This is a genomic window from Arthrobacter sp. NPDC080086 (genome assembly GCF_040702285.1).
On the sequence record NZ_JBFBKP010000060.1, the window covers coordinates 1 to 25698 of the forward strand.

The 25698-nt window shown below is 68.5% G+C and carries 24 protein-coding genes, 1 other RNA gene, 4 pseudogenes and 1 riboswitch; of the genes and pseudogenes, 16 read left to right on the forward strand and 13 right to left on the reverse strand.

Annotated features, from left to right (window positions below; all coding sequences use genetic code 11):
* Positions 1–1223 (reverse strand): annotated as a pseudogene (locus AB0305_RS17115) (lysozyme M1); the annotation flags it as partial.
* An 18-nt stretch (positions 1224–1241) separates the two neighbouring features.
* A pseudogene (locus tag AB0305_RS17120) lies at positions 1242–2540 on the reverse strand (lysozyme); the annotation flags it as partial.
* 254 nt (positions 2541–2794) lie between these two features.
* On the opposite strand from AB0305_RS17120, the gene AB0305_RS17125 reads away from it, so the two are divergent.
* From AB0305_RS17125 to ssrA, 13 genes and pseudogenes are all read left to right on the forward strand, one after another.
* Positions 2795–4018, forward strand: a complete 1224-nt coding sequence (locus tag AB0305_RS17125; protein WP_364139068.1) for an ATPase, T2SS/T4P/T4SS family — start codon at positions 2795–2797, stop codon at positions 4016–4018.
* Positions 4018–4872 (forward strand): type II secretion system F family protein, encoded by an 855-nt coding sequence (locus AB0305_RS17130; RefSeq protein ID WP_364139067.1) that lies wholly within the window; start codon positions 4018–4020, stop codon positions 4870–4872. Before AB0305_RS17125 ends, AB0305_RS17130 begins: the two co-directional genes overlap by 1 nt.
* On the forward strand, positions 4869–5810 hold the full coding sequence (locus AB0305_RS17135; protein WP_364139066.1) for a type II secretion system F family protein: 942 nt from the start codon (positions 4869–4871) through the stop codon (positions 5808–5810). Before AB0305_RS17130 ends, AB0305_RS17135 begins: the two co-directional genes overlap by 4 nt.
* A gap of 68 nt (positions 5811–5878) precedes the next feature.
* Positions 5879–6130: a hypothetical protein gene (locus tag AB0305_RS17140; protein WP_364139065.1), complete on the forward strand. Its 252-nt coding sequence runs from the start codon at positions 5879–5881 to the stop codon at positions 6128–6130.
* 153 nt (positions 6131–6283) lie between these two features.
* A pseudogene (locus tag AB0305_RS17145) lies at positions 6284–6646 on the forward strand (TadE family protein); the annotation flags it as partial.
* The gene (locus AB0305_RS17150; protein WP_366173483.1) at positions 6627–7145 is read left to right on the forward strand and encodes a hypothetical protein; all 519 of its coding nucleotides are present in this window, start codon (positions 6627–6629) and stop codon (positions 7143–7145) included. The pseudogene AB0305_RS17145 and the gene AB0305_RS17150, both read left to right, overlap by 20 nt.
* Positions 7145–7630: a pilus assembly protein TadG-related protein gene (locus tag AB0305_RS17155; protein WP_366173485.1), complete on the forward strand. Its 486-nt coding sequence runs from the start codon at positions 7145–7147 to the stop codon at positions 7628–7630. Before AB0305_RS17150 ends, AB0305_RS17155 begins: the two co-directional genes overlap by 1 nt.
* Positions 7631–7658: 28 nt before the next feature.
* On the forward strand, positions 7659–8774 hold the full coding sequence (gene prfB, locus AB0305_RS17160; protein ID WP_290257335.1) for a peptide chain release factor 2: 1116 nt from the start codon (positions 7659–7661) through the stop codon (positions 8772–8774).
* 269 nt (positions 8775–9043) lie between these two features.
* Positions 9044–9859, forward strand: coding sequence for a cell division ATP-binding protein FtsE (ftsE, locus tag AB0305_RS17165; protein ID WP_364139062.1), 816 nt, complete (start codon positions 9044–9046; stop codon positions 9857–9859).
* Positions 9856–10770 carry a permease-like cell division protein FtsX gene (ftsX, locus tag AB0305_RS17170; RefSeq protein ID WP_364139061.1) on the forward strand — a complete coding sequence of 305 codons (915 nt, stop codon included), beginning with the start codon at positions 9856–9858 and terminating at the stop codon, positions 10768–10770. Before ftsE ends, ftsX begins: the two co-directional genes overlap by 4 nt.
* Positions 10771–10796: 26 nt before the next feature.
* The gene (locus tag AB0305_RS17175; protein ID WP_364139070.1) at positions 10797–12209 is read left to right on the forward strand and encodes a peptidoglycan DD-metalloendopeptidase family protein; all 1413 of its coding nucleotides are present in this window, start codon (positions 10797–10799) and stop codon (positions 12207–12209) included.
* Between the two features lie 39 nt (positions 12210–12248).
* The gene (smpB, locus tag AB0305_RS17180; protein WP_364139060.1) at positions 12249–12719 is read left to right on the forward strand and encodes an SsrA-binding protein SmpB; all 471 of its coding nucleotides are present in this window, start codon (positions 12249–12251) and stop codon (positions 12717–12719) included.
* 123 nt (positions 12720–12842) lie between these two features.
* Positions 12843–13211: a transfer-messenger RNA gene (gene ssrA / locus AB0305_RS17185) on the forward strand.
* A gap of 45 nt (positions 13212–13256) precedes the next feature.
* On the opposite strand, the gene AB0305_RS17190 is transcribed toward ssrA, so the two are convergent.
* Both AB0305_RS17190 and AB0305_RS17195 read right to left on the reverse strand, forming a co-directional pair.
* On the reverse strand, positions 13257–13391 hold the full coding sequence (locus AB0305_RS17190; protein ID WP_290257339.1) for a hypothetical protein: 135 nt from the start codon (positions 13389–13391) through the stop codon (positions 13257–13259).
* 51 nt (positions 13392–13442) lie between these two features.
* On the reverse strand, positions 13443–13814 hold the full coding sequence (locus AB0305_RS17195; RefSeq protein WP_364139059.1) for a hypothetical protein: 372 nt from the start codon (positions 13812–13814) through the stop codon (positions 13443–13445).
* Positions 13815–13946: 132 nt separating this feature from the next.
* Between AB0305_RS17195 and AB0305_RS17200 the strand changes: the two genes are divergently transcribed.
* On the forward strand, positions 13947–15398 hold the full coding sequence (locus AB0305_RS17200) for an MFS transporter (RefSeq protein ID WP_364139058.1): 1452 nt from the start codon (positions 13947–13949) through the stop codon (positions 15396–15398).
* Here the strand turns inward: AB0305_RS17200 and AB0305_RS17205 are convergent.
* The 8 genes from AB0305_RS17205 to AB0305_RS17240 form a co-directional block, all read right to left on the reverse strand.
* Complete coding sequence (locus AB0305_RS17205) at positions 15385–16113, reverse strand: metal-dependent transcriptional regulator (RefSeq protein WP_364139056.1); 729 nt, start codon at positions 16111–16113, stop codon at positions 15385–15387. The two genes, AB0305_RS17200 and AB0305_RS17205, sit on opposite strands and share 14 nt — an antisense overlap.
* A 10-nt stretch (positions 16114–16123) precedes the next feature.
* On the reverse strand, positions 16124–17419 hold the full coding sequence (locus tag AB0305_RS17210; RefSeq protein WP_364139054.1) for an Nramp family divalent metal transporter: 1296 nt from the start codon (positions 17417–17419) through the stop codon (positions 16124–16126).
* 78 nt (positions 17420–17497) lie between these two features.
* Positions 17498–18256, reverse strand: coding sequence for a class I SAM-dependent methyltransferase (locus AB0305_RS17215; RefSeq protein WP_364139052.1), 759 nt, complete (start codon positions 18254–18256; stop codon positions 17498–17500).
* Between the two features lie 55 nt (positions 18257–18311).
* Positions 18312–19727, reverse strand: a complete 1416-nt coding sequence (locus tag AB0305_RS17220; protein WP_364139050.1) for an aminotransferase class V-fold PLP-dependent enzyme — start codon at positions 19725–19727, stop codon at positions 18312–18314.
* A gap of 34 nt (positions 19728–19761) precedes the next feature.
* Positions 19762–19875, reverse strand: a riboswitch (SAM riboswitch).
* Positions 19876–19973: 98 nt separating this feature from the next.
* Positions 19974–20786, reverse strand: coding sequence for a histidinol-phosphatase (gene hisN / locus AB0305_RS17225; RefSeq protein WP_364139048.1), 813 nt, complete (start codon positions 20784–20786; stop codon positions 19974–19976).
* 90 nt (positions 20787–20876) lie between these two features.
* Positions 20877–21992 carry a ribosome small subunit-dependent GTPase A gene (locus AB0305_RS17230; protein ID WP_290257347.1) on the reverse strand — a complete coding sequence of 372 codons (1116 nt, stop codon included), beginning with the start codon at positions 21990–21992 and terminating at the stop codon, positions 20877–20879.
* Complete coding sequence (aroA, locus tag AB0305_RS17235) at positions 21976–23397, reverse strand: 3-phosphoshikimate 1-carboxyvinyltransferase (protein ID WP_364139046.1); 1422 nt, start codon at positions 23395–23397, stop codon at positions 21976–21978. The genes AB0305_RS17230 and aroA overlap by 17 nt, the downstream gene beginning before the upstream one ends.
* Before the next feature lie 7 nt (positions 23398–23404).
* Positions 23405–23953 carry a DoxX family protein gene (locus AB0305_RS17240; RefSeq protein WP_290257349.1) on the reverse strand — a complete coding sequence of 183 codons (549 nt, stop codon included), beginning with the start codon at positions 23951–23953 and terminating at the stop codon, positions 23405–23407.
* 217 nt (positions 23954–24170) lie between these two features.
* Here AB0305_RS17240 and AB0305_RS17245 point away from each other — a divergent pair, with 217 nt between their 5' ends.
* The gene (locus AB0305_RS17245; RefSeq protein ID WP_364139069.1) at positions 24171–24995 is read left to right on the forward strand and encodes a sigma-70 family RNA polymerase sigma factor; all 825 of its coding nucleotides are present in this window, start codon (positions 24171–24173) and stop codon (positions 24993–24995) included.
* Positions 24992–25252, forward strand: a complete 261-nt coding sequence (rsrA, locus tag AB0305_RS17250; RefSeq protein WP_364139044.1) for a mycothiol system anti-sigma-R factor — start codon at positions 24992–24994, stop codon at positions 25250–25252. Before AB0305_RS17245 ends, rsrA begins: the two co-directional genes overlap by 4 nt.
* A gap of 280 nt (positions 25253–25532) precedes the next feature.
* Here rsrA and AB0305_RS17255 read toward each other — a convergent pair.
* Positions 25533–25698 (reverse strand): annotated as a pseudogene (locus AB0305_RS17255) (PadR family transcriptional regulator); the annotation flags it as partial.

Sequence of the window (25698 nt, forward strand, 5' to 3'; positions counted from 1 at the left end):
CCGTTTTGGTAGCCCTGGGACTGGGCGCCGTTGGCTGCGGTCCGGATATCGGTGGTGGGGTAGCCGAGGGGGCCTGTTTCCCAGCCTTGTGCGGCCCAGGCGTCACGGATCGGGCCGGAAGAGACCCGGGCGCCGGTCGCGGAGGTCCAGTAGATCGCACCGTTTTGGTAGCCCTGGGACTGGGCGCCGTTGGCTGCGGTCCGGATGTTGGTGGTGGGGTAGCCCAGGGGGCCGGTCTCCCGGCCTTGTGCGGCCCAGGCGTCACGGATGACACCGGAGATGCTGTGCGCGCCGGTCGCGGCGGTCCAGTAGATCGCACCGTTCTGGTAGCTCTGGGACTGCCCGCCGTTGGCGGCGGTCACGTCGCTGGTGGGATAGCCCAGGGGGCCGGCTTCCCAGCCCTGGGCGGCCCAGGCGTCACGGATGACACCGGAGGAGACGTGCGCGCCGGTTGTGGAGGTCCAATAGATCGCACCGTTTTCATACCCTTGGGACTTGGCGCCGTTGGCTGCGGTCCGGATATCGGTGGTGGGGTAGCCCAAGGGCCCGGTCTCCCAGCCCTGGGCGGCCCAGGCGTCTCGGATGACACCGGAGGTGCTGTGCGCGCCGGTCGCGGCGGTCCAGTAGATCGCACCGTTTTGGTAGCCCTGGGACTGCCCGCCATTCGGGCCGGTCTTCACGTCGGTGGTGGGGTAGCCGAGGGGCCCGGTTTCCCAGCCTTGTGCGGCCCAGGCGTCACGGATCGGGCCGGAAGAGACCCGGGCGCCGGTCGCGGCGGTCCAGTAGATCGCACCGTTTTGGTAGCCCTGGGACTGGGCGCCGTTGGCTGCGGTCCGGATGTCGGTGGTGGGGTAGCCCAGGGGCCCTGTTTCCCAGCCCTGTGCGGCCCAGGCATCACGGATCGGGCCGGAAGAGACACGGGCGCCGGTCGCGGCGGTCCAGTAGATCGCACCGTTTTGGTAGCCCTGGGACTGGGCGCCGTTGGCTGCGGTCCGGATGTCGGTGGTGGGGTAGCCCAGGGGGCCTGTTTCCCAGCCTTGTGCGGCCCAGGCGTCACGGATCGGGCCGGAAGAGACACGGGCGCCGGTCGCGGCGGTCCAGTAGATCGCACCGTTTTCATACCCCTGGGACTGGGCGCCGTTGGACGCGGTCCGGATATCAGTGGTCGGGTAGCCGAGCTGCCCGTACTCCCAGCCCTGCGCGCCCCAGGCATCACGAATCACGCCCGAAGAAACATGAGCCCCGTTAGCGGCAGTCCAATAAATGGCACCGTTCTCAAACCCCTGCGAAACACCTCCCCGCAACCCGGTCTTCAAACCCGAAACCGACTTACCAAGCCCGGGAGAAACAGCCGCCACATCAGCAATCGCCTTGCTTGCTCCGTAAGGAATTCCCGCATTAGCGAAAGCGACTAAATCTGTGTAGCTGCCGTTCCATACGTTTGAGTCACCGGTAAGCGGACCTGTACTGCTGTACTGCCAGATGCTGTAGTTGGCCCAACTGCCGGACGGCAGAGGCCCCGCATTGTTCGTGAAGGCGCCCGGGTAGGAGGCAACCCACAGCGGGTAGTCGCCGAAGCCGCCGGGGTTTCCAAGGCATTGGTTCCACCAGGATGTGTTGGTGTAGATAACGGGCAATCTCCCCGTCAGCGAGGACATGGTGCTGCCGAAATCTCTGACCCATGAAGAGAGTTGACTGGGTGACATGCCATAACAGGTGTCACCAAAGTAGAACCCGTTGATGGTTTTGTTCTCGTAGGGATTGAACTCAATATCGAGAACAGGCGGAAGGGTGTAGCTATCGGCGCTCCATCCCCCTCCATTCTGAACGAAGTAGCGGGCCTGGTCGGCACCGGAAGACCAGTTCGGAATGGCGAAATGGTAAGCGCCTCGGATCATGCCTACATTGCGCGCACCTTGATACTGCGATCCAAAAAGACTGTTGGTGAAGTAATTTCCTTCGCTCGCTTTGACATAAGCAAAGCGAGCACCCATGTTCCATTGCTGCTGCCAGTTCACGCTGGTCTGATAGCCGCTGACGTCCAGACCCTGCACGCCAAACGTTGGGCTCCAAGTACCCTCAGTGCTCAGCGACTGGGTGGTGAGGGATTTGGCGCCGGTGGGGGTTGAAGCGACTCGCTTGGAACCCTGACCCATTTCTGCACCAGCGGGGCCGACCGCCGCTGCCATTGCAGCCCGGCCAGAAGCCGAGGAAGGATCCAACACGACCGACGGAGTCGGAGAGGGAGAAACCGCTGGCGACGATGTCGCTGTTGCGGAGGGAGATGCCGAGGCAGCGACGGTCGACGTCGGCGCCACCGTGGACCCAGGGGTTGGCGAAGGAGCGGGGGCCGCCGTCGTCGTGACCGACGGGCTGGGGGTGGGTTCTACCGCAAATGCCGGTGCGGCCTGACAGGCCGTTGCCATGAGGGCAGCAGCTAGCAGCCCGGCTCCAACCCGGCCGAGAAAGTAATAGGTTGGGGGAAGTGGGGACTGCTGCATGTGCCGCTCCGGTACAACGACACGTTCGAGCCGTGTCATGGTGATCTCCGCCCCTGGGCCAAGCGACCGAGCGCTAACCGGGGACGAGAATGTCTGACTTATCGCGCTCACCCTATCCCGGCAAAACAGCGCCACCAGAGTTTCGCCTGATACCTGTGTGAAAATTGTTATAAATCTGCGGGGATTTTTCCACAACCGGGAGAAAATTGGTTGTTCTTATGACCGCCCCACCCTAGGTTTAACCCCAGTTGCACTGCCCCAGGGGAAGGGGCAGCGGTCATGTTGGGGGCACCGTGGAAGCTGTGCGCATCGTCGAGGACGAGGTCCGGGAACTGATCCGGCGTCGCGGGCTTGACCCGCTGCGGCAGACCGTCGAAGTAAGACGCTTGGTCGACGAAGCTGTCCTTGACTATGACGAGCGGGCCCTCCTGGCCCCGTTGCCTCCCATCGGTCCCTTGGACACGGCACGTCGCTTCGTATTCGACGCCGTCGCCGGGTTCGGGCCGTTGCAGCCCCTTCTGGATGACCCGGCGATCGAGGAAGTCTGGCTCAACGCTCCGAACGAGATTTTCGTGGCCCGCAACGGCGAGTCGGAGCTGACGTCCGCGGCCCTGACCGAGCAACAGGTCCACGATCTGGTCGAGCGCATGCTCAAAAGCTCTGGCCGCCGTCTCGACCTCTCGTCCCCGTTCGTCGATGCATCCCTCCCGGACGGTTCCAGGCTCCATGTCGTCATCCCTGACGTGACCCGGCGCCATTGGGCCATCAACATCCGCAAGTTCGTCGTGAAGGCCAGCCGGCTGGAGCACCTCGTCGAGCTCGGCACCCTCACGCCGCAAGCAGCGCGTTTCCTTGGAGCGGCCGTCGCCAGCGGGCTGAACATCCTCGTCTCTGGAGCCACGCAGGCAGGCAAAACAACAATGCTGAACTGTCTCGCGGCCAGCATCGGCACCCGGGAGCGCGTGGTCACCGTAGAGGAGATCTTCGAATTGAAGTTCCCTCTCCGCGACGTCGTCGGGCTCCAGTGCCGGCAACCAAACCTCGAAGGCGAAGGCGAAATCCCGCTTCGCCGCCTGGTAAAGGAAGCGCTCCGGATGCGCCCGGACCGCCTCGTGGTCGGCGAGGTCCGCGAAGCCGAAAGCCTGGATATGCTCATCGCGCTCAACAGTGGCTTGCCCGGGATGTGCACCGTCCACGCCAACTCCGCCCACGACGCGGTGACGAAGATCTGCACACTGCCGCTGCTGGCCGGCGAAAACATCTCCAGCGCCTTTGTCGTCCCCACCGTCGCGTCGTGCATCGACCTCGTCGTCCACTGCAGCCGGCACGCGAACGGCCGCCGCCAGGTAACGGAGATCCTGGCCCTCGGCCGCAGGGTCGAAAACGGGGTCATCGAGTCCTCCATGGTGTTCGAGCTCGACGGCGGCCAGCTGGCAGCGCGGGCGAACTCGATGCCGGCGGCCGAGAAATTCGCTCGCGCCGGGTACGACGTCGCGGCACTGCTGGAGTCGCACTGATGGCGCCGCTATTGGGGCTGCTCGGGGGCGTAGGGTTGCTGCTGATCTGGTGGTCGGCCTGGGAGCAGCCGCCCCGGGCGCCACGGACACCCAAGGTGAACCGCCTTGATGACCTGCTGCGCACCGCGGGCATCGAAAAGGTCAGCAGGGCCGGACTCCTGGCCACGTGCCTCGGCGTCGGAGGTTTCGTGTCCTTGCTCTTCTTCGCCGGTACCCGCTCGTGGCCCATCTCCTGTTGCTTCGGCCTCTTCGGCGGATGGCTGCCGTTGGGCGCCGTCAGGTGGCGGGCGCGAAAACGGACGGCAGTGCTCCGAGAGCTGTGGCCCGACGTCGTGGACCACCTGCGATCGGCGATCCGCGCCGGGCTGTCGCTCCCCGAGGCCCTGATCCAGCTCGGCGACAAGGGGCCCTCCGAGCTGCGCCCGCTATTCCGGGACTTCGGCGCCGACTACCGGTCCGGTGGCCGCTTCGACCCTGCACTGAACCGGCTCAAGGAACGGCTCGCCGACCCCGTCGCCGACCGCATCGTGGAAGCCCTGCGCCTCACCCGCGAAGTGGGCGGCTCCGATCTGGGACGGTTACTCGGCACCCTCGCCGACTTCCTGCGCGAGAACGCCCGCACTCGCAGCGAACTGGAGGCGCGCCAGTCCTGGACCGTCAACGCTGCCAGACTCGCCGTTGCGGCACCCTGGATTGTGCTCGTGCTGCTCGCCAGCCGGCCCGAAGCGGTCGCCGCCTACAACACGGCCGTCGGCGCCGCCGTGCTGGTCGGAGGCCTGGTGGTCTCGCTCATCTGTTACACACTCATGCTCCGGATCGGCGCCCTGCCGCAGGACGAACGGGTGCTCCGATGAGCGCGCTGCTGGCCTCCGCGGCGGCCTGTGGTGCCGTGCTGGGAGCCGCGCTGTGGCTGGTGCTCGTTCGCCTGCCGTTCATGAGGCCGGTCAGCTTCACCGAACGGATCGCCCCACAACTGCGGTCTTACAGCGTGCAATCCCGGCTCCTGCACGAGGCACCCCGGAACCTCACTCCCTTCGGGCCCTTGGAGCGCATCATTCGGCCCGTCCTCGGCGACTGGATGCGGGCTCTGGGCCGGCTCAACCCTGGCACGACGGCGCTGAACCGCAGGCTGGTTCGTGCCGGGAGTGAGAAGACCGCCGTCGAATTTCGCGCGGAACAGCTGCTGTGGGCCGCCGGAGGATTTCTGGGTGCGGTGGCCGTGGTCCTGATCAGTGGTCTGTCCGTGCGGCTCAACCCGCTCTTCGCTGTCCTGATCGTCGTCGCCGTGGGTCTGGCCGGCTTCATGCTCCGGGACTACGCTCTCGGTGCCCGCATCAAGAAGCGTGAGGTCCGCATGATGGCGGAGTTCCCAAGCGTCGCCGAGCTGATGGCCCTGGCCGTGAGCGCTGGCGAGAGCGCAACCGGGGCGCTGGACCGGGTTTGCCGCCGCACCCAGGGGGAACTGGCCAAGGAGTTCGGCCTGGTGCTCGCGTCCACCAGGGCCGGCCAGCCGCTGGTGGAAGCCCTGCAGGAGTTCTCCGCCCGGACCAATCTTGCCCCGCTGGTCCGCTTCGTCGACGGACTCATCGTCGCGGTCGAGCGGGGCACACCGCTGGCGGAGATCCTCCGGGCCCAGGCCCAGGACGTCCGAGACGCCGCCAAGCGCGACCTCATGGAATCTGCAGGCAAGAAGGAGATCGGCATGATGGTTCCGCTCGTCTTCGGCGTGTTGCCCCTGACGGTCGTCTTCGCCGTTTTCCCAGGCCTGGCGGCCATCACCCTAGGCCTTTGACGGGCGAGCTCGCCCACGAATCGAAAGAACATCAAAAGCATCAGCAGCACAAGAAAAAGGGGAATCACATGGCTACACCGACACATCCGGCCCGCGTCATGAACAGGCTGCTTTTCGCGCTCCTCTGGTGCGCGGGTGCGGCGCCCGTGAAGCTCCACAAGGGCAAGCCGGCCGGAGACGACCCCCGGGAGCGGGGCGACGTCCCCGGCTGGGTGATGATCACGCTAATGTCCGCCGTCCTGGTCGCGGCCCTCCTCGCCATCGCCGGGCCGGCGCTCGAGGGGCTCTTCAATCAGGCGATGCAGAAGGTCGGGCAATAGGCGGTGATGCACCCACCGGCAGGTAAGCCGGCGCGGGCGCGCGACGGCGAGGGCGGACGCGCCGACGGCGGCAGGGTCACGGCCCGGCGGAGGCTACTACCTCGCTGCGCGCTCGGTCACTGCACGGGCCAGCCACCCCGGACCCACGACCCCGAGCGGGGTGCCGCGGTTGTCGACTTTGTGATGGTCGGCGCCCTTGCGACGGTGTTCTTCCTGGCCATCGTCCAGCTTGCGCTCGTCCTTCACGTCCGGAACACCCTGATCGACGCCGCTGGCTCCGGGGCGCGGTACGGCACGCTCGCCGACCGGGGCGCCGGTGACGCGAGGGAACGCACGGCGCAGTTGATCGGCGTCGCGTTGACCTCTGACTTCGCCCGCGATGTCAGCACGGGGGAGGCCAGCTACGGTGGAATCCGCACCCTTGAGGTGACCGTCCGTGCCCCGCTGCCCGTCATCGGCCTGATCGGTCCGACCGGCGTGCTGGAGGTGAAGGGCCATGCCGCCTTCCAGCCCTGAACCCCCGAGAGTCCCGGAGCCTTTGCCCCCGGGTGTCCCTGACCCCGCCCGCCCGGACGTCCCGCACCCCGACACCGCGGGGACCAACCCGGAACAGGGGAGCGCCGTCGTTGAGTTCACCTTCCTCGCGCTGCTCCTGATGGTCCCGGTCGTGTACTTCGTCATTACGTTGGGTCAATTGCAGGGCGGGTCGTTCGCAGTGGCCGGGGCAGCGGACCAGGCGGCCAAGGTCTTCGTCGCCCAGGCTGACGCCGGTGCCGGCCGCGCCGCCGCGGAACAGGCCGTCCAGCTCGCGCTCGCCGACTACGGGCAGCCCGCGGGCAACGCAACCCTCGAAACCGCCTGCAGTTCCCCTGACTGCACCGCCGCAGGATCGGCCGTCACCGTGACGGTCCGGCTCACCGTCCCGCTGCCGTTCGTCCCCTTCGGCGAGGCGCTCCGGCTCGACGCCGGACACCTGACCGCCACCTCCACCCAGATCGTCGGGCGGTTCCGCTGATGGCTCGGCCGCAGGCGAAGGTAACGGCCAAGGTGCAGCAACACCCGCATGACACCAGCGAGGCCGGTCAGCTGATGGTCCTGATCATTGGCTATGTCCTGATCGCCCTGCTGATCGTCACCGTGGTTGCCGCGGCCTCCAGCGTGTACCTCGAACACAAGAAGCTGCTCTCCCTCGCCGACGGCGCCTCGATCGCCGCGGCGGACAGCTTCACCCTGGGCCAGATCGACGGCAGCTCCGGTACGCCCACCGCCATCCTCAGCGGTCCCCGCGTCCGCGGCACCACCCTCGACTACCTCACCCGCGACGGCGCCTTCGCCCGCTTCAGCGGCCTGGCCGTCACCCCGGCGACCGGCAGCCCCGACGGGTCCACCGCCGTCGTGGTCCTCAGCGCTGCGGTGCACCCGCCGATCGTCAATTTCCTGGTCCCCGACGGCATCAGGATCGAGGCGACGTCGACGGCGCGGTCCCGGCTGACGCGCTGACTCGCAACCGGGGTAGGCTTGAAAAACCATGGCAAACATTGATTTTCCCGCTGAGATCCGCGCGCTGCGCGCCACCTACGCCTCGATCGAGAACGTCTCCAACGTCGAGGCGCTCAAGGAGGACATCGCCGAACTGAGCGAGCGCGCCGGCGAGCCGAATCTCTGGGACGATCCGTCCGCCGCACAGGTCATCACCTCGAAGCTCTCGCACAAGCAGTCCGAACTCGAGCGCCTCAACAAGCTCGCGGCCCGCATCGACGACCTCGAGGTGCTCGTGGAGCTCGGCCAGGACGAGGGCGACGAGGATTCCATGGGGGAGGCCGCCGCGGAGCTCGAATCGGTCCGCAAGGCGCTCGCCGACCTCGAGGTGGTCACCCTGCTCTCCGGCGAGTTCGACGAGCGCGAGGCCGTGGTGACCATCCGGGCCGGCGCCGGCGGCGTGGATGCCGCGGACTTCGCCGAGATGCTGCTGCGGATGTACCTGCGTTGGGCCGAACGCCACGGCTACCCGACCACCATCATGGACACCTCTTACGCCGAGGAAGCCGGCCTGAAGTCGGCCACCTTCGAGGTCAAGGCGCCCTATGCTTTCGGCACGCTGAGCGTCGAGGCGGGCACCCACCGCCTGGTCCGGATCAGCCCCTTCGACAACCAGGGCCGCCGCCAGACGTCCTTCGCCGCCGTCGAGGTCATCCCGCTGATCGAATCCACCGACTCGATCGAGATCCCGGACAATGAGATCCGCGTGGACGTCTTCCGCTCCTCCGGCCCCGGCGGCCAGTCGGTCAACACCACCGACTCCGCGGTACGCCTGACCCACATCCCCACCGGCACCGTCGTGTCGATGCAGAACGAGAAGTCCCAGCTGCAGAACCGCGCCGCCGCCATGCGCGTCCTCCAGTCCCGTCTGCTGCTGCTGAAGAAGGAGCAGGAGGACGCCGAAAAGAAGGCCTTCGCCGGCGACGTCAAGGCTTCCTGGGGCGACCAGATGCGCTCCTACGTCCTCAACCCGTACCAGATGGTCAAGGACCTGCGCACCGAACACGAGGTGGGCAACACCTCGGCCGTGTTCGACGGCGAGATCGACGACTTCATCGACGCCGGCATCCGCTGGCGGACCGACAACCGTAACGCGGAGAAGTAAACCCCCGGGAAGCGACGCCGCCCAACCGGCCCCGCGTCCGCCGCCGCCCCGCGCCCGCCGCCCAACCGGACCGGCGTCCGCCGCCCGCCCCGCCCCGGCAGGCCCAACCAGTCCAAATTCCCGCGACACGCCACCACCCTCCGGCCGGCGCGCCGGGGCCGGTGCGTATAGTCGGAGGGCCGGTGCCCTATTTCCCCCAAAAGAAAGCCCGCGCCCCGGCGGCAGAACTGGTCTGAAAGATGCCCGGCTCCTGCTGGGTACATAGGGTCATGATCCGCTTCGAAAATGTCACCAAGGTCTACGACCAGAAGGCGCGGCCGGCGCTGGATTCGATCAACCTTGAGATCGACCGGGGAGAGTTCGCCTTCCTCGTGGGGGCCTCCGGCTCCGGCAAGTCCACCTTCCTGCGCCTGGTCCTCAAGGAGGACCGGGCCTCCTCCGGCGCCGTCTACGTCGCCGGTCAGAACGTGGCCCGGATTTCCAGCTGGCGGGTGCCGCGGCTCCGGCGGGGGATCGGCGTCGTCTTCCAGGACTTCCGCCTGCTGCCGCAAAAAACCGTCTTCGCCAACGTCGCCTTTGCCATGCAGGTGATCGGCCGCAGCCGCAGCGTCATCCGCGAAACCGTTCCCGAGGTCCTCAAAACCGTTGGCCTCGAGGGCAAGGAAAACCGCCTCCCGCACGAGCTTTCCGGCGGAGAGCAGCAGCGCGTGGCAATCGCCCGCGCCGTCGTGAACCGTCCCGGCATCCTGCTGGCCGACGAACCCACCGGCAACCTGGACCCCACCACCTCCATGGGCATCATGGGTGTGCTGGACAAGATCAACCAGAACGGCACCACCGTGGTGATGGCCACCCACGACGACGACATCGTCAACGAGATGCGCAAGCGCGTCGTCGAACTCCGCAACGGCAAGGTCATCCGTGATGAGGCCCGCGCCCTCTACACCTCGATGATCCCCACGGTGGGCCAGGCCCGCCGGGCCCGCGACGCCGGCGGCCGGGAAGACAACGGCAGCAGGGACGACGCCGGAACGGCCGGCAACACCACAGCCAAGGCCGACGACGCCGGGGAGGTTCAGCTGTGAGGCTCGCCTTCATCCTCGGAGAAATCGGCAGCGGCCTGCGCCGCAACCTCTCCATGGTCGTCTCGGTCATCCTGGTCACCTTCGTCTCGCTGACTTTCGTCGGCGCGGCCGGCATGCTCCAGCTGCAGATCAACCAGATGAAGGGCTACTGGTACGACAAGGTCCAGGTGGCGATCTTCCTCTGCAGCGACGGCTCGACGGCGCCCGGTTGCGCCTCCGGTCCGGCCACCCAGGAGCAGCAGGACAACCTGCGCAAGCTCCTGCAGTCCCCGTCCGTGGCCCAGTACGTCAACGACTTCCAGTACGAATCCAAGGACGACGCGTACAAGCACTTCAAGGAGCAGTTCTCCAACTCGCCGATCGTCGACTCGGTAACCCCGGACCAGCTCCCGGCCTCCTTCCGGATCAACCTCAAGGATCCGGAGAAATACCAGGTCATCACCGAGAACTTTTCCTCCCAGGCCGGCGTGGAATCCGTCATCGACCAGCGCCAGCTGCTGGAACGGCTCTTCTCGGCCATGAACGCCGCTTCGCTCGTGGCCGTCAGCATCGCCGGCGTCATGATCATCTGCGCCATCCTGCTGATCGCCACCACCATCCGGCTCTCGGCCTTCAGCCGCCGCCGGGAAACTGGCATCATGCGGCTGGTCGGTGCCTCCAAAACCGTCATCCAGCTGCCCTTTATCCTCGAGGGCGTTATTGCCGCTGTGATCGGCGCGGCCCTGGCCTCCGGCACGCTCTGGGCCGTGGCGAACTTCTTCCTCAACGGTTTCCTGTCCAAGCAGTACCCGGACACCGCCTTCATATCTCCGGGCCAGACGCTGATCCTTGCCCCCGCCCTGATCGGTCTGGGCATCGTGCTCGCCGGAATATCATCGCTCCTTACCCTCCGCCGGTACCTTAGGGTCTAGCCGTGCGCAACGCAGAGGAACTGCCCATGACACCGAAGGCACGACGCACCGCAGCGGCCCGCAAGGCCCTCCGCCACAGCCGGCTGGTCAGCACCGCCGTCGTGCTGGCCCTCGCCGCCAGCCTCGGCGCGCCCGCGCCGCTGGCCGTGGCGGACAACCTCGAGGACCAGCAGGCCGCGCTGCGGGACCAGGCCGCCCGCGTCCAGGACTCGCTCGAATTCGTCGACGCGAAGATCTCCCAGGCCGCGGCCGACCTGGTGGTGTACCAGGGCCAGCTGCCCGGGGCCCAGCAGTCCCTCCTCGAGGCCCAGGGCCGGGTGGCCGGGGCGGTCAAGGAAGTTGACGCCCTCGCCGCGCGCGTGGACCTGGCCCAGCAGAACAAGGCCAAGATCACCCAGCAGCTCCAGAATGACCAGCAGAAGATCACCGAGACCAAGAAGCTGATCGGCCAGATCGCTACCCAGGCCTACAAGTCCGGCGGCGTCCCCTCCAACCTCTCGCTCTTCTTCGGTTCGAACCAGGGTGGAAGCCTCACGGACACCATCGACCTGGCCGACCAGGCCCTGCGCAGCCAGAACTCGGCGATGGACAAGCTCACCCAGCAGAACGCCACCAACGTGAACTCGCAGGCGCGCCTGCAGGCGGTGGAAGCCGAGATCAAGGACCTCAAGTCCAAGGCCGATGCCGCGCTGGAGCGGGAGAAGGCGGCCCGGGACGAGGCCGAGGCCAAGAAGGCCCAGGTGGACAAGCTCATCGCCGACACCACCCGTATCGACGCCGAACTCCAGGCCGCCAAGCCGGGCATCCAAAACCAGCTCGCCCAGGTCAAGGCCCAGCAGGACGCCGTGGCCGCCGAAATCGCCGAGCGGGACCGCAAGCTCCGCGAGGCGTGGCTGGCGGAGCAGCGCAGGATCGCCGAGGCCGCCGCGGCGGCAGCGGCCGCAGCGGCCAAGGCCCAGGGCCAGGCGCCGCCGCCCCAGGCACCCTACGTTCCGCCCGCACCGGGTCCCATCTCGGCGTTCGGGCTGCGGCACCCCTTCGCGGCCAACATCCCGATCACCTCCGGCTTCGGCTGGCGGGCGACGCCCCCGGGCACCATCGACTTCTACGGCCAGGGCGGCTACATGCACACCGGCATCGACTTCGGTGCCACCTGCGGCACCCCGGTCTACGCCGCGGCCGCGGGCACCGTGTTCTCCGCCGGGTGGGGCAACGACGGCGGCGGCAACCGGGTGAAAATCTCCCACGGCGTCATCCAGGGCAACTCACTGACCACCGTCTACTACCACAACACCTCCGTGGTGGTCTCCGTCGGCCAGCAGGTCAGCCAGGGACAGCTCATCGCCTACTCCGGCACCACCGGCAACTCCACCGGCTGCCACGCCCACTTCGAGACCTGGGTCAACGGCCAGGCGGTCGACCCCATGGGCCTGCTCTAAACTGGAGTGAATTGCACCATCGATTGAGGAGTTAGCACCGTGCCCAAAGAAAGTGGCCGGAAGGCAGTGGCCACCAACCGCAAGGCCCGGCACGACTACCACATCCTGGATACCTACGAGGCGGGCATCGCGCTCATGGGTACCGAGGTCAAGTCCCTGCGCGAGGGCCACGCGTCCATGGTGGACGGGTTCTGCACCTTCTACAACGGCGAGCTATGGATGGAAGCTATCCACATCCCCGAGTACCACCAGGGGAGCTGGACCAACCACGCCGCCCGCCGCCGTCGGAAGCTGCTCCTGCACCGCGAGGAACTGACCAAGATCGAGCACAAGGTCCGTGAGTCGGGCTTCACCATCGTGCCCCTGCAGCTCTACTTCGTGGACGGACGCGCCAAGGTGGAGATCGGCGTCGCGCGGGGCAAGAAGGAATACGACAAGCGCCAGACCCTGCGCGAACAGCAGGACAAGCGCGAGGCCCTGCGCGTCATGCGCGAACGCAACCGCCGCTGAGGCCGGGCGGCCACGCGCCGGCCGCGGGAATGATTCCGACTGCGGCTGCGTTATCATTGAGTGTCCGGGAGGGATCCACAGGATCCCGATCGGCGGGGTTATGGACGTTTGATAACTAAACACGGGGATGATCGGTTTCGACGATGTTAGTCGCGACAGGTGAAGCGGGCCGAGGATGCAGAATTATCTCGTAAACGCTGTCTGCAAACCAATAAGTGCCGAATCAAAACGCACTGACTTCGCTCTCGCTGCCTAAGCAGTAAGACAGTCCGTCAGCCCGAGGTTGCTATTGCCCCGGATCCTGGCGTCATTTAGATAGCCACTGCTGTTTACCCCCGTCATCGGGGTAAACGGGACTCTTAGATGACTGGGCCCGGATCAGCCACCTGTTTGCAGGATGGCTGGGGCCGAGAAAATCCGACGCAAACTGCGCCCGGAGAAGCCCTGACAACACGACATCGGACGGGGGTTCAATTCCCCCCATCTCCACCAACCCAGCGAAACGGCCGGAAGCTTCTGCTTCCGGCCGTTTCGTCGTTAACGCCGCTTGATGTGGGACACCTGGTCCGTGTGCTCATCGACGATGTGCTTGGCTTTTTTCTCGGCCCGTTTTTCCTTGATGGTCTTAACCGGCTTCTTGCTCTGGTGCCGATGCGGCGACTTATCAGGCATGGCGCACTCCCTCAACAGAAACGGGCCCGGGATGAACCCGTTCGTTTTAGGCTACGCCCCGGGTACGGCCACGTCCACGACGCCGACAAACCGGGTTCCGACGCCCTCGTACTCGCTCCGGACGTGGTTGGGAGCCAGCTCCGGCAGCTCGAAGGGGGAGTGCCGTTCGCAGCACACCCAGCTGAACTCGGGCCACCACTTCTTCGGCCGCGCGGCCTCCGAGTAGCCGCACACGGCGCAGGTGAGCTGGACCCACACCGGGCGCTTACCGGTCCGGTTGGCCTTGGACTGGCGCAGCCACGCCGGCGGGCTGTCCAGCAGTTCGGCGAGTTCGGCGTCGGAGAGCCGGGCGGGGATGCCGTGGCGGCTGGCCATTTCCAGCGGAATATCGAGGACCTGGGCTGCTTCGCGGCGGGTAATCATCCGTCAATTTTACGCGACGGCGGGAGAAGCGGCGCCGGCAGGCCCCGGCCGGCCGCCATGTGGAACGGCTGAAGGCCCCCGGAGGCACGCCCGGTGCTAGGCTCAGGGCACCGGATCAGGAAGGCACGAACCATGCCCGGCACCCCCGCCGCACCCATGACAAGCCTGCAGAAGCGCGTGCTCTACGTGGCGATCGTGGCCTCCTTCATCGCTTTCCTCGACGGTTCCGTGGTGAACCTGGCGCTGCCGGCCATCAGCCGCGAACTCGGCGGCGGTCTGGTGGTCCAGCAATGGGTGGTGGACGCGTACCTGCTGACCCTCGGCGCTTTGATCCTGGTGGCGGGATCCCTCTCCGACCAGTTCGGCCGCGTCCGGGTGCTGGAGTGGGGGCTGGCCGGGTTCACCGCCACGTCCATTCTCTGCGGCGTGGCGTGGAACGGCGAGTCGCTGATCATCTTCCGCGGTCTCCAGGGTGTGGCCGGTGCGCTGCTGGTGCCCAGCTCCCTGGCGCTGATCGTCACCGTCTTCAGCGGCCCGGCCCAGTCCGCCGCGATCGGCAAATGGTCCGCGTGGACCTCCGGCGCGATCGTCGCCGCCCCGCTGCTGGGCGGGATCTCCGTGGATGTCTTCACCTGGCGGGTGATCTTCTTCCTGAACATCGTTCCCGCCGCCGCCGTCTGGCCCGCGCTGCGCCGGCTGCGCGCCCAGGACCTGGAGCGGCCTCCCGGCAGCAGCATCGACGTCGCCGGCACGGTCCTCGCCGTCGTCGGGCTCGGTGGGATCGTCTATGCCTTCATCGAGCGCGGCAGCCAGGGCTGGGGCTCGCCGCAGGTGTGGCTGCCGCTGGCCGCGGGCATCGCCGGACTCGCCGCGTTCCTGGTGCACGAGGGCCGGACCCGCGCGCCGATGATGCCGCTGCGGCTCTACACGGTGCGGAACTTCGGCTGGGGCAACGCCGCCACCCTGGTGATCTACGGGGCGCTGAACCTGGGCTTCTTCGTCCTGGGCCTCTACCTCCAGCAGGTGGCCGGGCTCGGCGCCACCGCCGCGGGCCTGGCCCTGTTGCCCTCCACCCTGATCCTGTTGCTGCTCTCGTCCCGGATGGGGGCACTCTCCGGACGTTTTGGCCCCCGCTGGTTCATGACCGCCGGGCCGCTGCTCTGCGCGGCCGGCTTCCTGCTGATGCTCGGCATCGGCCTGCCCCTGGACTATGCGTGGCAGGTCCTTCCCGGCGTCGTAGTCTTCGGGATCGGTCTCGCCGTGACCGTGGCGCCGCTGACCTCGGCCATCCTCGGCGCGGTTCCGCCCGAGGAAGCCGGGATCGGCTCGGCCGTGAACAACGCCGTCGCCCGCATCGCCGGGCTGGTGACGATCGCCTTCGCCGGGCTGATCACCGGGCCGGTGATCACCACTGCGGGACTGCACGCGACGTCGCTGGTCACCGCCGCGCTGTTCGTCGCCGGCGCGCTGGCCTCCGCCGTCGGGATCCGGAATCCGCCAGCGCCCGCGGACGCGTCCGCCGGGCCTGCAGCAGAAGGCGGGGCTGGCGACGGCGGGGGAGCCCAAGGGGCTAGCGGAGACTAGCGGCGGGTGAGCTGCCGGGTTCTTCGTCGTCTGCTGACACAGGGTGCACCCAGAGGGCGTCGGCGACCCGGTCGGCAAGGTCGAGCTCCCGTGATCCGTCAGGTCCGGCGATCCGCACCACCAGGGGGCCGCCGAACGGCTTCCTGCCCAGCACCGCGACGGCGGCGTCCAACTCGATGCGTTCGGTCGCCAGATAGCGCAGCAGGTCCGGGTCCTCGTCGCTGATCCGCGTGATGCGGCCGCCCTGGCCGGCTGGCAATTCGCTCATCCGCACCGCCGGGGGCATCAGGACCGAGCCGTCCGCCGCGGGGATGGGATCGCCGTGCGGGTCGCGGACCGGGTGGCCCAGCTTGGCCGCCATCCGGTCGATGAAGGTGTCCGAGACCGCATGCTCCAGGGTCTCCGCCTCGTCGTGGACCTCGTCCCAGCGGTAGCCGAGCTCCTGGACCAGGAACGTCTCGATCAGCCGGTGCCGCCGGACCATGGACAGGGCCAGCCGCTCACCGTCCGCGGTCAGGGTGACGGCTCCGTAGGGCTTGTGGTCCACCAGGCCCTGCTCCTTGAGCTTGCGGACCATCTCCGAGACCGAGGAGTTCGCGACGCCGAGGCGCTGGGCCAGTTGCGTGGAGGTGATCGGCTTGTCCTGCCACTCCGTGAAGGTGTAGATGACCTTGACGTAGTCCTCGATCGAGGAAGAAGGCGGGCTGGTTTTCACAGCCCCTAGCCTACCGTCCGGCCGCACCCGTGAATGTGAACCACAGCAGCGCCAGGTTCAGGGCCACCACCAGCAGCACGCTGACCACGGACGCGATCCGCAGCGGCAACCGGTCGACGAAGCCGCCCATCAGCGGGGTGCTGCTCGTCAGCACGACCAGCGGGACCAGCACGAAGGGGATGCCGAAGCTCAGCACCACCTGGCTGAGCACCAGCGCCCAGGTCGGGTCGAAGCCGACGGCCAGCAGCACGACGGCGGGAACCAGGGTCAGGAGCCGGCGCAGCATCAGCGGGATCCTGATCTTCAGCAACCCCTCCATGATGGTTCCCCCGGCGTAGCAGCCCACGGACGTCGAGGCCAGCCCGGAGGCGAGCAGCCCGACGGCGAAGACCACGCCCACCACGGGTCCCAGGCTGGCGCTGATGGCGGCGTGGGCGCCCTCGATGCTGTCCGTGCCCTCCACCCCGCCCAGGGTTGACGCTGCCAGCAGCAGCATGCCGATGTTGACGATGCCGGCTACGGCCAGCGCCGCGATGACGTCCCAGCGGGTGGCGCGAACCAGCCGCTCCACCGCGTGCTGCGGAACGTGCCGGTGCCTGTCGGGGCGGTGCCGGTCGCGCGAGAGCGCCGAATGGACGTAGATGGCGTGCGGCATGACGGTGGCGCCCAGCATGCTGGCGGCCAGCAGCACGGTGTCCGGGCCGCGGAACCCGGGGACCAAGCCGGAGAGGACCCCTGACGGGTCCGGCGGGCTGATGAACAGCCCGGCCAGGAAGCCCACCGTGATGATGGCGAGCAGGCCCATGATCACCAGTTCGAAGGGCCGCTGCCGGTTCCGGCTTTGCATGGCCAGCAGCGCCATAGAGATGCCGCCGACGACGACGGCGCCCAGTGGGAGGGGGAGTCCGAAGAGCAGGTAGAGGGCCACGGCGCCGCCGACCACTTCGGCCAGGTCCGTGGCGGCCGCGACGATTTCGGCCTGGACCCAGAATGCGCGCCGCCAGCCGGGACGCAGGCGTTCCCCGAGCAGTTCCGGCAGGCTGCGACCGGTGACGATGCCCAGCTTGGCGGACTGGTACTGAACCAGGACGGCGACGACATTGGCCACCACCAGCACCCAGACCAGCAGGTAGCCGAACTCGGCGCCCGCGGTAAGGTTGGCCGCCACATTGCCGGGATCCACATAGGCGATAGCGGCGACGAAGGCCGGCCCCAGCAGCGCCAGCAGGGCCCGGCGGGGCCCCTTCCTGCCACGGACCGGGCTCCGGCCGCCGGCGGCGGGATCCTGTTCGGCGAGGTGCAACATTGCAGGCTCCTGCGGCTGGTGGGTCAAATGAGTTCCGTATGCCTGAACAAAAAAGTTAGGCATACCGAAATCATAGGCTCAGACCTTCATCGCGCGCCAGCTTTTGGTGAGGTAGGGCAGGGCCAGCGTCTCGCCGGGACCATGACTGAGGTGCTCGTACAGGTACCACTGGAGGTTGGCCAGCACCTTGGCCCGGGTGGCCTCGCCGGCCCGCAGGAAGTAGCTGCGGGACTTGGCTAGCTCCAGGATCTCCTCCGGCGTCACCGGGTCCTCCCACCGGGTCAGGTGGCTCTCCAGCCCGGTGAACTCCGGGCCGACCGGTGGGCGGAACGAGGGTTTGTGGACGTCCCCGGCGTGCATGATCCGGGAGAGGCGGTGCACCCACGGCACGGAGGTGTCCAGCTGGTTCCAGATTAGCCCGAGCACCCCGTGCGGACGCAGGATGCGGGCGGCCTCGGTGCTGGCCTGCAGCGGCTCGCACCAGTGCCAGGCCTGCGCCACCGTCACCAGGTCGAACGCAGACGCCGGGAGGCCTGTGTGTTCGGCGGTCCCCACCGTGGCCGGGACACCAGGGAGGGCGGCGCGCAGCTGGTCCAGCATGTCCGCCGACGGGTCGACGGCGGCCGTGGCCAGGCCGCGGGCCACGAGAAGGGCGGTGAACTTACCGGTCCCCGCCCCGACGTCGGCCGCGTCCCGGGCTCCGGCGGGAATGAGCCAGTCGGCGGAGTCGGCGGGATAGCCGGGCCGCACCCGGTCGTAGTGTTCCCCGCCGTCCTGGAAGCTCGCTCCGAGCTCCTTCCGCCGGTTCTGATGCAGTTTGGGGCCGCCGCCTGCCACGTGAACTCTCCTTCGGCAGCTCGGGAAGATACCCGTCGAATCTACCGTAAACCGGCTATTCGGGGCCGTCGAGGGTGCAGGGGGCCGCCCCGGCGGTGCCGGGGGTGTTGGGCGCCCAGTGCGGGTAGCTGCGGGTGTCGTTCGCCGGTACCCAGCGCCCGGCATCCACCAGGTAGTCCCAGCCCAGGCCGTCCCGCCGCAGCGTCCGCAGCGCGGCCAGCAGCCGCTCGGCGTCCTCGAGCCGGGAGCCCAGGCCGAAGCTGGCCCGCAGCGACCCGGCGGGCAGGCCCAGCCGCTTGAGCAGCGGATGCGCGCAGAACCTGCCGTCCCGCACACCGATCCCGTGCTCTGCGGACAGGTACGCGGCGACGAGACCGGCGTCGTACCCCGCGACCGAGAAGTTCACGACGCCGATGGTGCCGTGGCCCTCCCCGCGGTCGGTCTCCTCGAAGATGTGGTGCTCGCTCACGCCGTCGATCTCCCGCAGGCCGTCGGCAAGGAAGGACCGGATGGCATCCTCGTGGCCGTGCCAGGATGCTTCGTCCAGGGCCGCGACCGCCTGGGTGGCGCGGGCCAGGGCGGCCGCGCCGAGGACGTTGGGGGAGCCGCCCTCGTGCCGGGCAGGTCCGGTGGTCCAGCTGACGGCGTCCAGCCGGGCGTCGCGGACGGCGCCGCCGCCGGCCAGATGCGGCGTCCCGGCGTCGAGCCAGTCCGGCCGCCCCACCAGGACACCCGCGCCGAAGGGCGCGTAGAGCTTGTGCCCCGAGAAGGCGACGTAGTCGATGCCGTCGGCCGCGACGTCGATGCGGCGGTGCGGGGCCAGCTGCGCTGCGTCGACGACGATCCGCGCCCCGTGCTCGTGCGCCAGCGCAGCCAGCTCCCGGACGGGCAGGATCTCGCCGGTGACATTCGACGCGCCCGTGACCGCGAGGAGGCTGATGCCGCCGGTTGCCAGCTCGGCCCGGAGCCGCGCCAGCGTCCCGGCGAGGGTCGGCGAGGCGACGACGCTGCGGTGCGGAACCCCCTGCCAAGGCAGGAGGTTCGCGTGGTGTTCGATGTCCAGGTACAGGACCTCGCCCAGGTGCCGGCCGCCGGCGGTGGGCAGGCACCCGGCCAGGAGGTTCAGCGAATCGGTGGTGTTCCGGGTAAAGATGACCGCGTCGTCGGGCCGGCCGCCGACGAACTCCCGCACAATGGTCCGCGCGTTCTCATACACCGAGGTGCTCAGCTGGGAGGCGTAGCCGGCGCCGCGGTGGACGCTGGCGTAGTAGGGCAGGATCTCGTTGAGGTAGGCGGAAACCACGGACAGGGCGGGGGCCGAGGCGCCGTAGTCCAGATTGGCGTAGCGGACCTGGCCGCCCTGGATCAGCGGCGCCTGGATCTCGGCGCCGGTCACGGCGGCCAGCGGGGCGCGCGCGGCGGATACAGCCGTGGAGGTGGACGCTAGGGACGAAAAAATGGCAGTGGACATGGGACCTCGCTCGAAAAGGACCCCGCGTGCTGGGGATCCGCGCTTGCCGGGTCCGCTCCGGACCGGCCAGGTCGTCACCCGGGGCACCCCGCCGCGAAAGGAGGGTTGCCGGCCAGCAAACCGGGGTTTTGCGCTGGCACTCGTGACCTGGTTCGAGCCTAGGACACGAGTGCCGCGCCCCGGAAAGGGGCGCGGCAATGTGAAGCGCTGTGTTACGCGGAACCGGCCCTTAGGGAAGGCGCCGCTCTAGAGCAGGTCGTCGAGGTTCGGATTGAGCCGCTTGAGGACCTCGGAGTGCAGGATCGAGTTCGTGGCCAGGGCGTTGCCGCCAAACGGGCCGTCCTCGCCTTCAAGGGAGGTGAACCGGCCGCCGGCCTCGGTGACGATCGGGACCAGGGCGGCCATGTCGTAGAGGTTCAGCTCCGGCTCGCAGGCGATGTCGACGGCGCCCTCGGCCACCAGGCAGTAGGACCAGAAGTCGCCGTAGGCGCGGGTGCGCCAGACCTCCTCGGTCAGGCCTAGGAATTCGTCGAGGTTACCGCGCTGCTTCCAGCCGCCCAGGCTGGAGTAGGAGAGGGAGGCATCCGAGAGGTCCGAGACGTTCGAAACCCGCAGCCGGGTGGCGGCGGCCAGCGAGCGGCCCGTGTAGGCGCCGGCGCCCTTGGCGGCCCACCAGCGTTTGCCGAGGGCGGGGGCGCTGACGACGCCGACCACCGGCTCGCCCTCGTCCACCAGAGCGATCAGGGTGGCCCAGACCGGGACGCCGCGGACGAAGTTCTTGGTGCCGTCGATCGGGTCGATGATCCAGCGGCGGGAGCCGTGGCCCGAGCTGCCGAATTCCTCGCCCAGGACGGCGTCGCGGGGGCGGGAGCGGGAGAGCTGGCCGCGGATGGCCTCCTCGGCGGCCTTGTCGGCGTCGGTGACCGGCGTCAGGTCCGGCTTCGTCTCGATTTTGAGGTCAAGGGCCTTGAAGCGGCTCATGGTCTGGGAATCGACCGAGTCCGCCAGGACGTGGGCAAGGCGCAGGTCATCGTTGTAGCTCGACGCGGGTTGGCTCATGCTTCCAAACTACCGTCTAAACGCGCTCCGGCCGGGGAGGCCACGTCCCGGACGGCCGGATCGCCCGCGGGGCGAAGAGGCGACATACGGTCAGGAGACGGTGCCCAGTTCCTTGGTCTCCTGGGCCTCCTGCCGCGGGTCGGTGCCCAGCAGCCGGCGCAGCGAGGCCAGCCGGGCCGGGCCCGAGGGGCCCGCGTGGCCGGCCTGGACCCACGCGTCCACGCCGCAGTTGACGGCGGTGGCGTCGTGCTTGCAGCCGCGCTCGCAGTCCTCGGTGCCGGGGGCCAGGTCGGGGAAGGAACGCAGGATGCGGTCCGGGTCCACGTGGGCCAGCCCGAAGGACCTGATCCCGGGGGTGTCGATGATCCAGCTGCCGGCCGGGGCATCCGTGACCTTCAGCGCCAGGGCGGAGGAAGAGGTGTGGCGGCCGCGGCCCGTGACGGCGTTGACGCCACCGGTGGCCCGCTCCGCCCCCGTGAGGGCGTTGACCATGGTGGACTTGCCGACGCCGGAGTGGCCGAGCATGACGGTGACCCTGCCGTCCAGGTAGCCGTGCAGTTCGGCGACGGCCGGGCCGTCCAGCCGGGCGGAGAGGCCGTCGTCGGAGCGGGCGTCGATGCCGGAGGCGGAGGCGTCGGCGGTCTTGGAGATGATGACGGGCAGGTCGAGGTGGCGGTAGTTCGCCAGCAGCTCGGCCGGGTCCTTGATGTCGGCCTTGGTGATCAGCAGCAGTGGCTCGATCCCGGCGTCGTAGGCGGCCACCAGCGCGCGGTCGATGAAGCCGGTGCGGGGCTCCGGGTTGGCAGCGGCCACGACGACCACCAGCTGGTCCGCGTTGGCCACCACGGCCCGCTCGATCGGATCGGTGTCGTCGGCGCTGCGGCGCAGCAGGGTGCGCCGGTCCTGGATCTTCACCAGCCGGGCGAGGGTGTCCGGTTCGCCGCTGACGTTGCCGACGAGGGAGACGAAGTCGCCGGCCACCACCGGATTGCGGCGCAGTTCGCGGGCACGCGCGGCGATCACGGTGCGCTCTTCATCGGTGCCCTCGGCGACGACCGCGGTGTAGCGGCCGCGGTCCACCGTGATGATCCGGCCGGTCACGGCGTCGTCGTGGCTGGGCCGGTCCTTGGTGCGCGGCCGGGACCCCTTCTTGTTGGGGCGGATCCGGACGTCGGATTCGTCCCAGGAGTCAGTGCTGCGGGCCACCGGCGGCGTCCTTGTCTGCACGGGCCTCGTCTGAACTGGTGCCATCGGCCGGGGCCAACATGGCGGCCCAGAGCTGCGGGAAGTCCGGCATGGTCTTGGCCGTGGTGGCGATGTCCTCGACCTCGACGCCGGGGACGGCGAGGCCCAGGATGGCGCCGGCGGTGGCCATCCGGTGGTCTGCGTAGCTGCGGACCACCCCGCCGTGGAGCGGGGCGGGCCGGATGACGAGGCCGTCGGTGGTTTCCTCCGCGTCGCCGCCCAGCCGGTTGATCTCGGTGACGAGGGCGGCGAGCCGGTCCGTTTCGTGCCCGCGCAGGTGGGCGATGCCGGTCAGGGTGGAGGGGCCGTCGGCCAGGGCGCAGAGCGCGGCGACCGTGGGGGCGAGTTCGCTGGTGTCGGCGAAGGTGCCGCCGCTGATGGACCGGCCGCCGGTGACGGTCAGGGTGCCGCCCTCGAGGCTGACGGTCGCGCCCATCGCGGCGAGGATGCCTCGCCAGAGGTCGCCGACCTGCGTGGTGCCTTCCGGCCAGTCGGGGATGCGGACGGTTCCGCGGGTGGCGAGGGCCGCGGCGAGGAACGGTCCGGCGTTGGAGAGGTCCTGCTCGATCCTGCGGTCGAAGGCGCGGATGGGGCCGGGGGAGACGATCCAGTGGTTGGGGCGGGAGTCGTCGACGGTGACGCCGAGCTCCCGGAGCGTGGCGACGGTCATCGCGATGTGGTCGAGGCTTGGGACGGGCTGGCCGGGGTTGGCCGCGCTGCGGTGCTCCAGGTGCAGTCCCTCGGTGAAGCGGGCGCCGGCCAGCAGCAGGGCGGAGACGAACTGGGAGGAAGCGCTGGCATCGATGACCAGGTGGCCGCCCCGGACCTCACCGGTGCCCTCGACGGCGAAGGGGAGGGCCGTCGCGGGGCCGCCGTCGGGCGCGGCGACGTCGACGCCGAGGCCGGTGAGGGCCTCGATGATGGTGCCCATCGGCCGCAGCCGGGCGTGGGGATCGCCGTCGAACACCGTCCGGCCCTGCCGGAGGGCGGCTAGCGGCGGGACGAACCGCATCACGGTTCCTGCCAGGCCGCAGTCGATGTCTGCCGACCCCGTGGACGCCCCGGCGGCAGCCGGCAGCACCTCGAGGTCGGGGCCGAACGCGCCGTCGCCGGGGACCTCCGTGATGGTCGCCCCGAGACGGCGCAGTGCCGCGATCATCAGGGCCGAGTCCCGCGAATGCAGCGGGGCGCGGAGCCGGGACGGGCCGTCGGCCAGGGCGGCGAGCACCAGGTAGCGGTTGGTGAGCGACTTGGAGCCCGGGACCGTGACGGTGGCGTCGACCGGGTGGCCGGCACAGGGCGCGGGCCAGTGCGGGCCGCCCCCGGCGGGCACGGATTCAGCTGCGGCGGGGGCAGTACCAGACATTGACGCTCTAGGCTCCGACGGCGTTGTCGACGGCCTTGCGGACCGCCTTGTCGGCCTTCTTCAGCTTCTTGCCGGTGCTCTTGCGGGCGTCGGCGGCAAGGTGGGCGGTGGAGCGGCGGGCGTCGGCCGCGAGGTGCTCTGCGCGCCAGGCCAGGCTCGGCTTGCCGTTGGTGTCGACCGAGGCCAGGAGCACGCCGCCGGTCAGGGTGATGTTCTTGAGCAGTTGCTTGCGCCGGTTCTCGCGTCCTTCCTTGGACGAGATGTCTGCGGAGCGCCACTCGACGTAGGCGTTGAGGGCGGAGATGACGCCCAGGACCGTTGCGGAGAGGCGGGCGAACTTGCCGAGGGCGAAGCAGGCGCCGGCGCCCACCTGGGCGCCCCCGATCACGCGGGCCAGGGTCTTCTCGGAGGTCTGGAAGGGGAGCGCGTCGGCCGCGCGGCTCAACAGCGGGGAAAGCTGAGTGGCCGTGTCATCCGCGTTCCGCAGTTTGTCCATGCCTGCGAGCACGAAACTGGAGGCGAGCATGGGACGGGCGAAGAACCGGACAGGCGACATGAATTTCCTCCTGGAGGGATGAACCGCGGGTGTTCTGCGGGGAACCGGTTCTAGTCTTGCACTTTTGCGGAATATTTGCCCGCCGACGGCGGTTGTGCAGGTAGTGCCTCAATAAGCGAGGAGAGGTGGAAGTTTGACTCTGGTTCAGACCACGGAACGGACCGACACGGACGTCGCCAACCCCTGGGCCCGTGCCTTCGCGGGTCCGCCGGGAACCATCCCAACCGGTGGCAGGCCCGCGGTGACAGTAGACTTGAAGGCAATGAGCACCATGGATCCGGCCGTCGCGGCCAAGCACCAGGCAGCCGGGAACGATGCAGCCGCCACCCCGTCGGACCGGGACACCACCGCCGAGGACCTTGCGGCCGAGCGCGCCGCCAGCGAAACCGTCGCGGTGGACGGCAGCGGCACGCCGCTGGACACCGACGTCGAGAGCACGGAGGAGCGGCGCATCCGCTTCGAACGTGACGCCATGCAGTACGTCGACCAGCTGTATTCGGCGGCGATGCGGATGGCCCGGAACCCCGCGGATGCCGAGGATCTGGTGCAGGAGGCTTACACCAAAGCCTTCTCCGCCTTCCACCAGTACAAGCCGGGAACCAACCTCAAGGCCTGGCTGTACCGCATCCTGACGAACACGTACATCAACCTGTACCGCAAGCGTCAGCGCGAGCCGCTGCAGTCGAACTCGGACACCATCGAGGACTGGCAGCTGGCCCGCGCTGAATCGCACACCTCCACGGGGCTGCGGTCGGCGGAGGCGGAGGCGCTGGACCACCTGCCCGACTCCGACGTGAAGCGGGCGCTGCAGTCCATTCCCGAGGAGTTCCGGCTGGCGGTGTACTTCGCCGACGTCGAAGGCTTCGCGTACAAGGAAATTTCAGACATCATGAACACCCCGATCGGGACCGTCATGTCCCGGCTGCACCGCGGCCGGCGCATGTTGCGGGACATGCTGGCCGACTACGCGGCCGAGCGGGGATTCAGGGCCGCAGGCGAGACCGCCGCGGCCGAAGGCAACAATCAGGAGAACAGGAAATGAGCGACTGCCAGGGACTGGGCGACTGCGAAGAGACCCGGATGCAGCGCATCTACGAGTATCTCGACGGCGCCCTGACGCACGACGACATTGCAGAGATCAAGGATCACCTTGACGGGTGCCCGGAATGCCACGAGCAGTATGACCTGGAGTGCGTCATCCGGGTCATGGTGAAGCGCTCCTGCTCCGAGGCGGCCCCGGAGAACCTCAAGAACTCCATCCTCGACCGCATCCACTCGTACAAGCCGGCCGACGCCTGAGCTGGCCGCCGGCAACAACAGCCGGTCGAGACAGCAGAAGACCCCGGAACCAGATGGTTTCCGGGGTCTTCGGCTTTAAAGCTGTCTATCCAAGCCGTGGCTTAGGTGTTGGGGCGCTTACCGTGGTTCGCGCCGCCACGCTTACGGTCACGACGTTTACGTGCACGCTTGCTCATAGCTGGCCTCCTTAATTTTTGGTACTCAAAAGAGCTGCCCTCAAGTCTCCCACATTGGCGGGGCCGCCGCGAACCGGACGGGCGTTGCCGCCAGGGTTGGACGGTCACCCGTCCAGGGAGTTCCGGATGGAGATCCGGGCCTGGTCCAGAACCGTCCTGACGGTCTCCAGGGTGACCGGGCTGACGGGTTCCTGCCCGGCGTGCCGCCGCAGTTCCACCCGGATGTCGTCGCGGAAGGACTGCACCAACATTTCGGCCTCGCGCAGCCGA

Excerpts from the sequence above, each read along its gene's own strand:
- AB0305_RS17130 (WP_364139067.1), top strand. The coding sequence starts at position 4,018 with ATGGCGCCGCTATTGGGGCTGCTCGGGGGCGTAGGGTTGCTGCTGATC.
- AB0305_RS17135 (WP_364139066.1), top strand. The coding sequence starts at position 4,869 with ATGAGCGCGCTGCTGGCCTCCGCGGCGGCCTGTGGTGCCGTGCTGGGA.
- AB0305_RS17140 (WP_364139065.1), top strand. The coding sequence starts at position 5,879 with ATGGCTACACCGACACATCCGGCCCGCGTCATGAACAGGCTGCTTTTC.
- AB0305_RS17150 (WP_366173483.1), top strand. The coding sequence starts at position 6,627 with ATGCCGCCTTCCAGCCCTGAACCCCCGAGAGTCCCGGAGCCTTTGCCC.
- AB0305_RS17155 (WP_366173485.1), top strand. The coding sequence starts at position 7,145 with ATGGCTCGGCCGCAGGCGAAGGTAACGGCCAAGGTGCAGCAACACCCG.
- prfB (WP_290257335.1), top strand. The coding sequence starts at position 7,659 with ATGGCAAACATTGATTTTCCCGCTGAGATCCGCGCGCTGCGCGCCACC.
- ftsE (WP_364139062.1), top strand. The coding sequence starts at position 9,044 with ATGATCCGCTTCGAAAATGTCACCAAGGTCTACGACCAGAAGGCGCGG.
- AB0305_RS17175 (WP_364139070.1), top strand. The coding sequence starts at position 10,797 with ATGACACCGAAGGCACGACGCACCGCAGCGGCCCGCAAGGCCCTCCGC.
- AB0305_RS17190 (WP_290257339.1), bottom strand. The coding sequence starts at position 13,391 with ATGCCTGATAAGTCGCCGCATCGGCACCAGAGCAAGAAGCCGGTTAAG.
- AB0305_RS17195 (WP_364139059.1), bottom strand. The coding sequence starts at position 13,814 with ATGATTACCCGCCGCGAAGCAGCCCAGGTCCTCGATATTCCGCTGGAA.
- AB0305_RS17200 (WP_364139058.1), top strand. The coding sequence starts at position 13,947 with ATGCCCGGCACCCCCGCCGCACCCATGACAAGCCTGCAGAAGCGCGTG.
- AB0305_RS17210 (WP_364139054.1), bottom strand. The coding sequence starts at position 17,419 with ATGTTGCACCTCGCCGAACAGGATCCCGCCGCCGGCGGCCGGAGCCCG.
- AB0305_RS17220 (WP_364139050.1), bottom strand. The coding sequence starts at position 19,727 with ATGTCCACTGCCATTTTTTCGTCCCTAGCGTCCACCTCCACGGCTGTA.
- hisN (WP_364139048.1), bottom strand. The coding sequence starts at position 20,786 with ATGAGCCAACCCGCGTCGAGCTACAACGATGACCTGCGCCTTGCCCAC.
- aroA (WP_364139046.1), bottom strand. The coding sequence starts at position 23,397 with ATGTCTGGTACTGCCCCCGCCGCAGCTGAATCCGTGCCCGCCGGGGGC.
- AB0305_RS17240 (WP_290257349.1), bottom strand. The coding sequence starts at position 23,953 with ATGTCGCCTGTCCGGTTCTTCGCCCGTCCCATGCTCGCCTCCAGTTTC.
- rsrA (WP_364139044.1), top strand. The coding sequence starts at position 24,992 with ATGAGCGACTGCCAGGGACTGGGCGACTGCGAAGAGACCCGGATGCAG.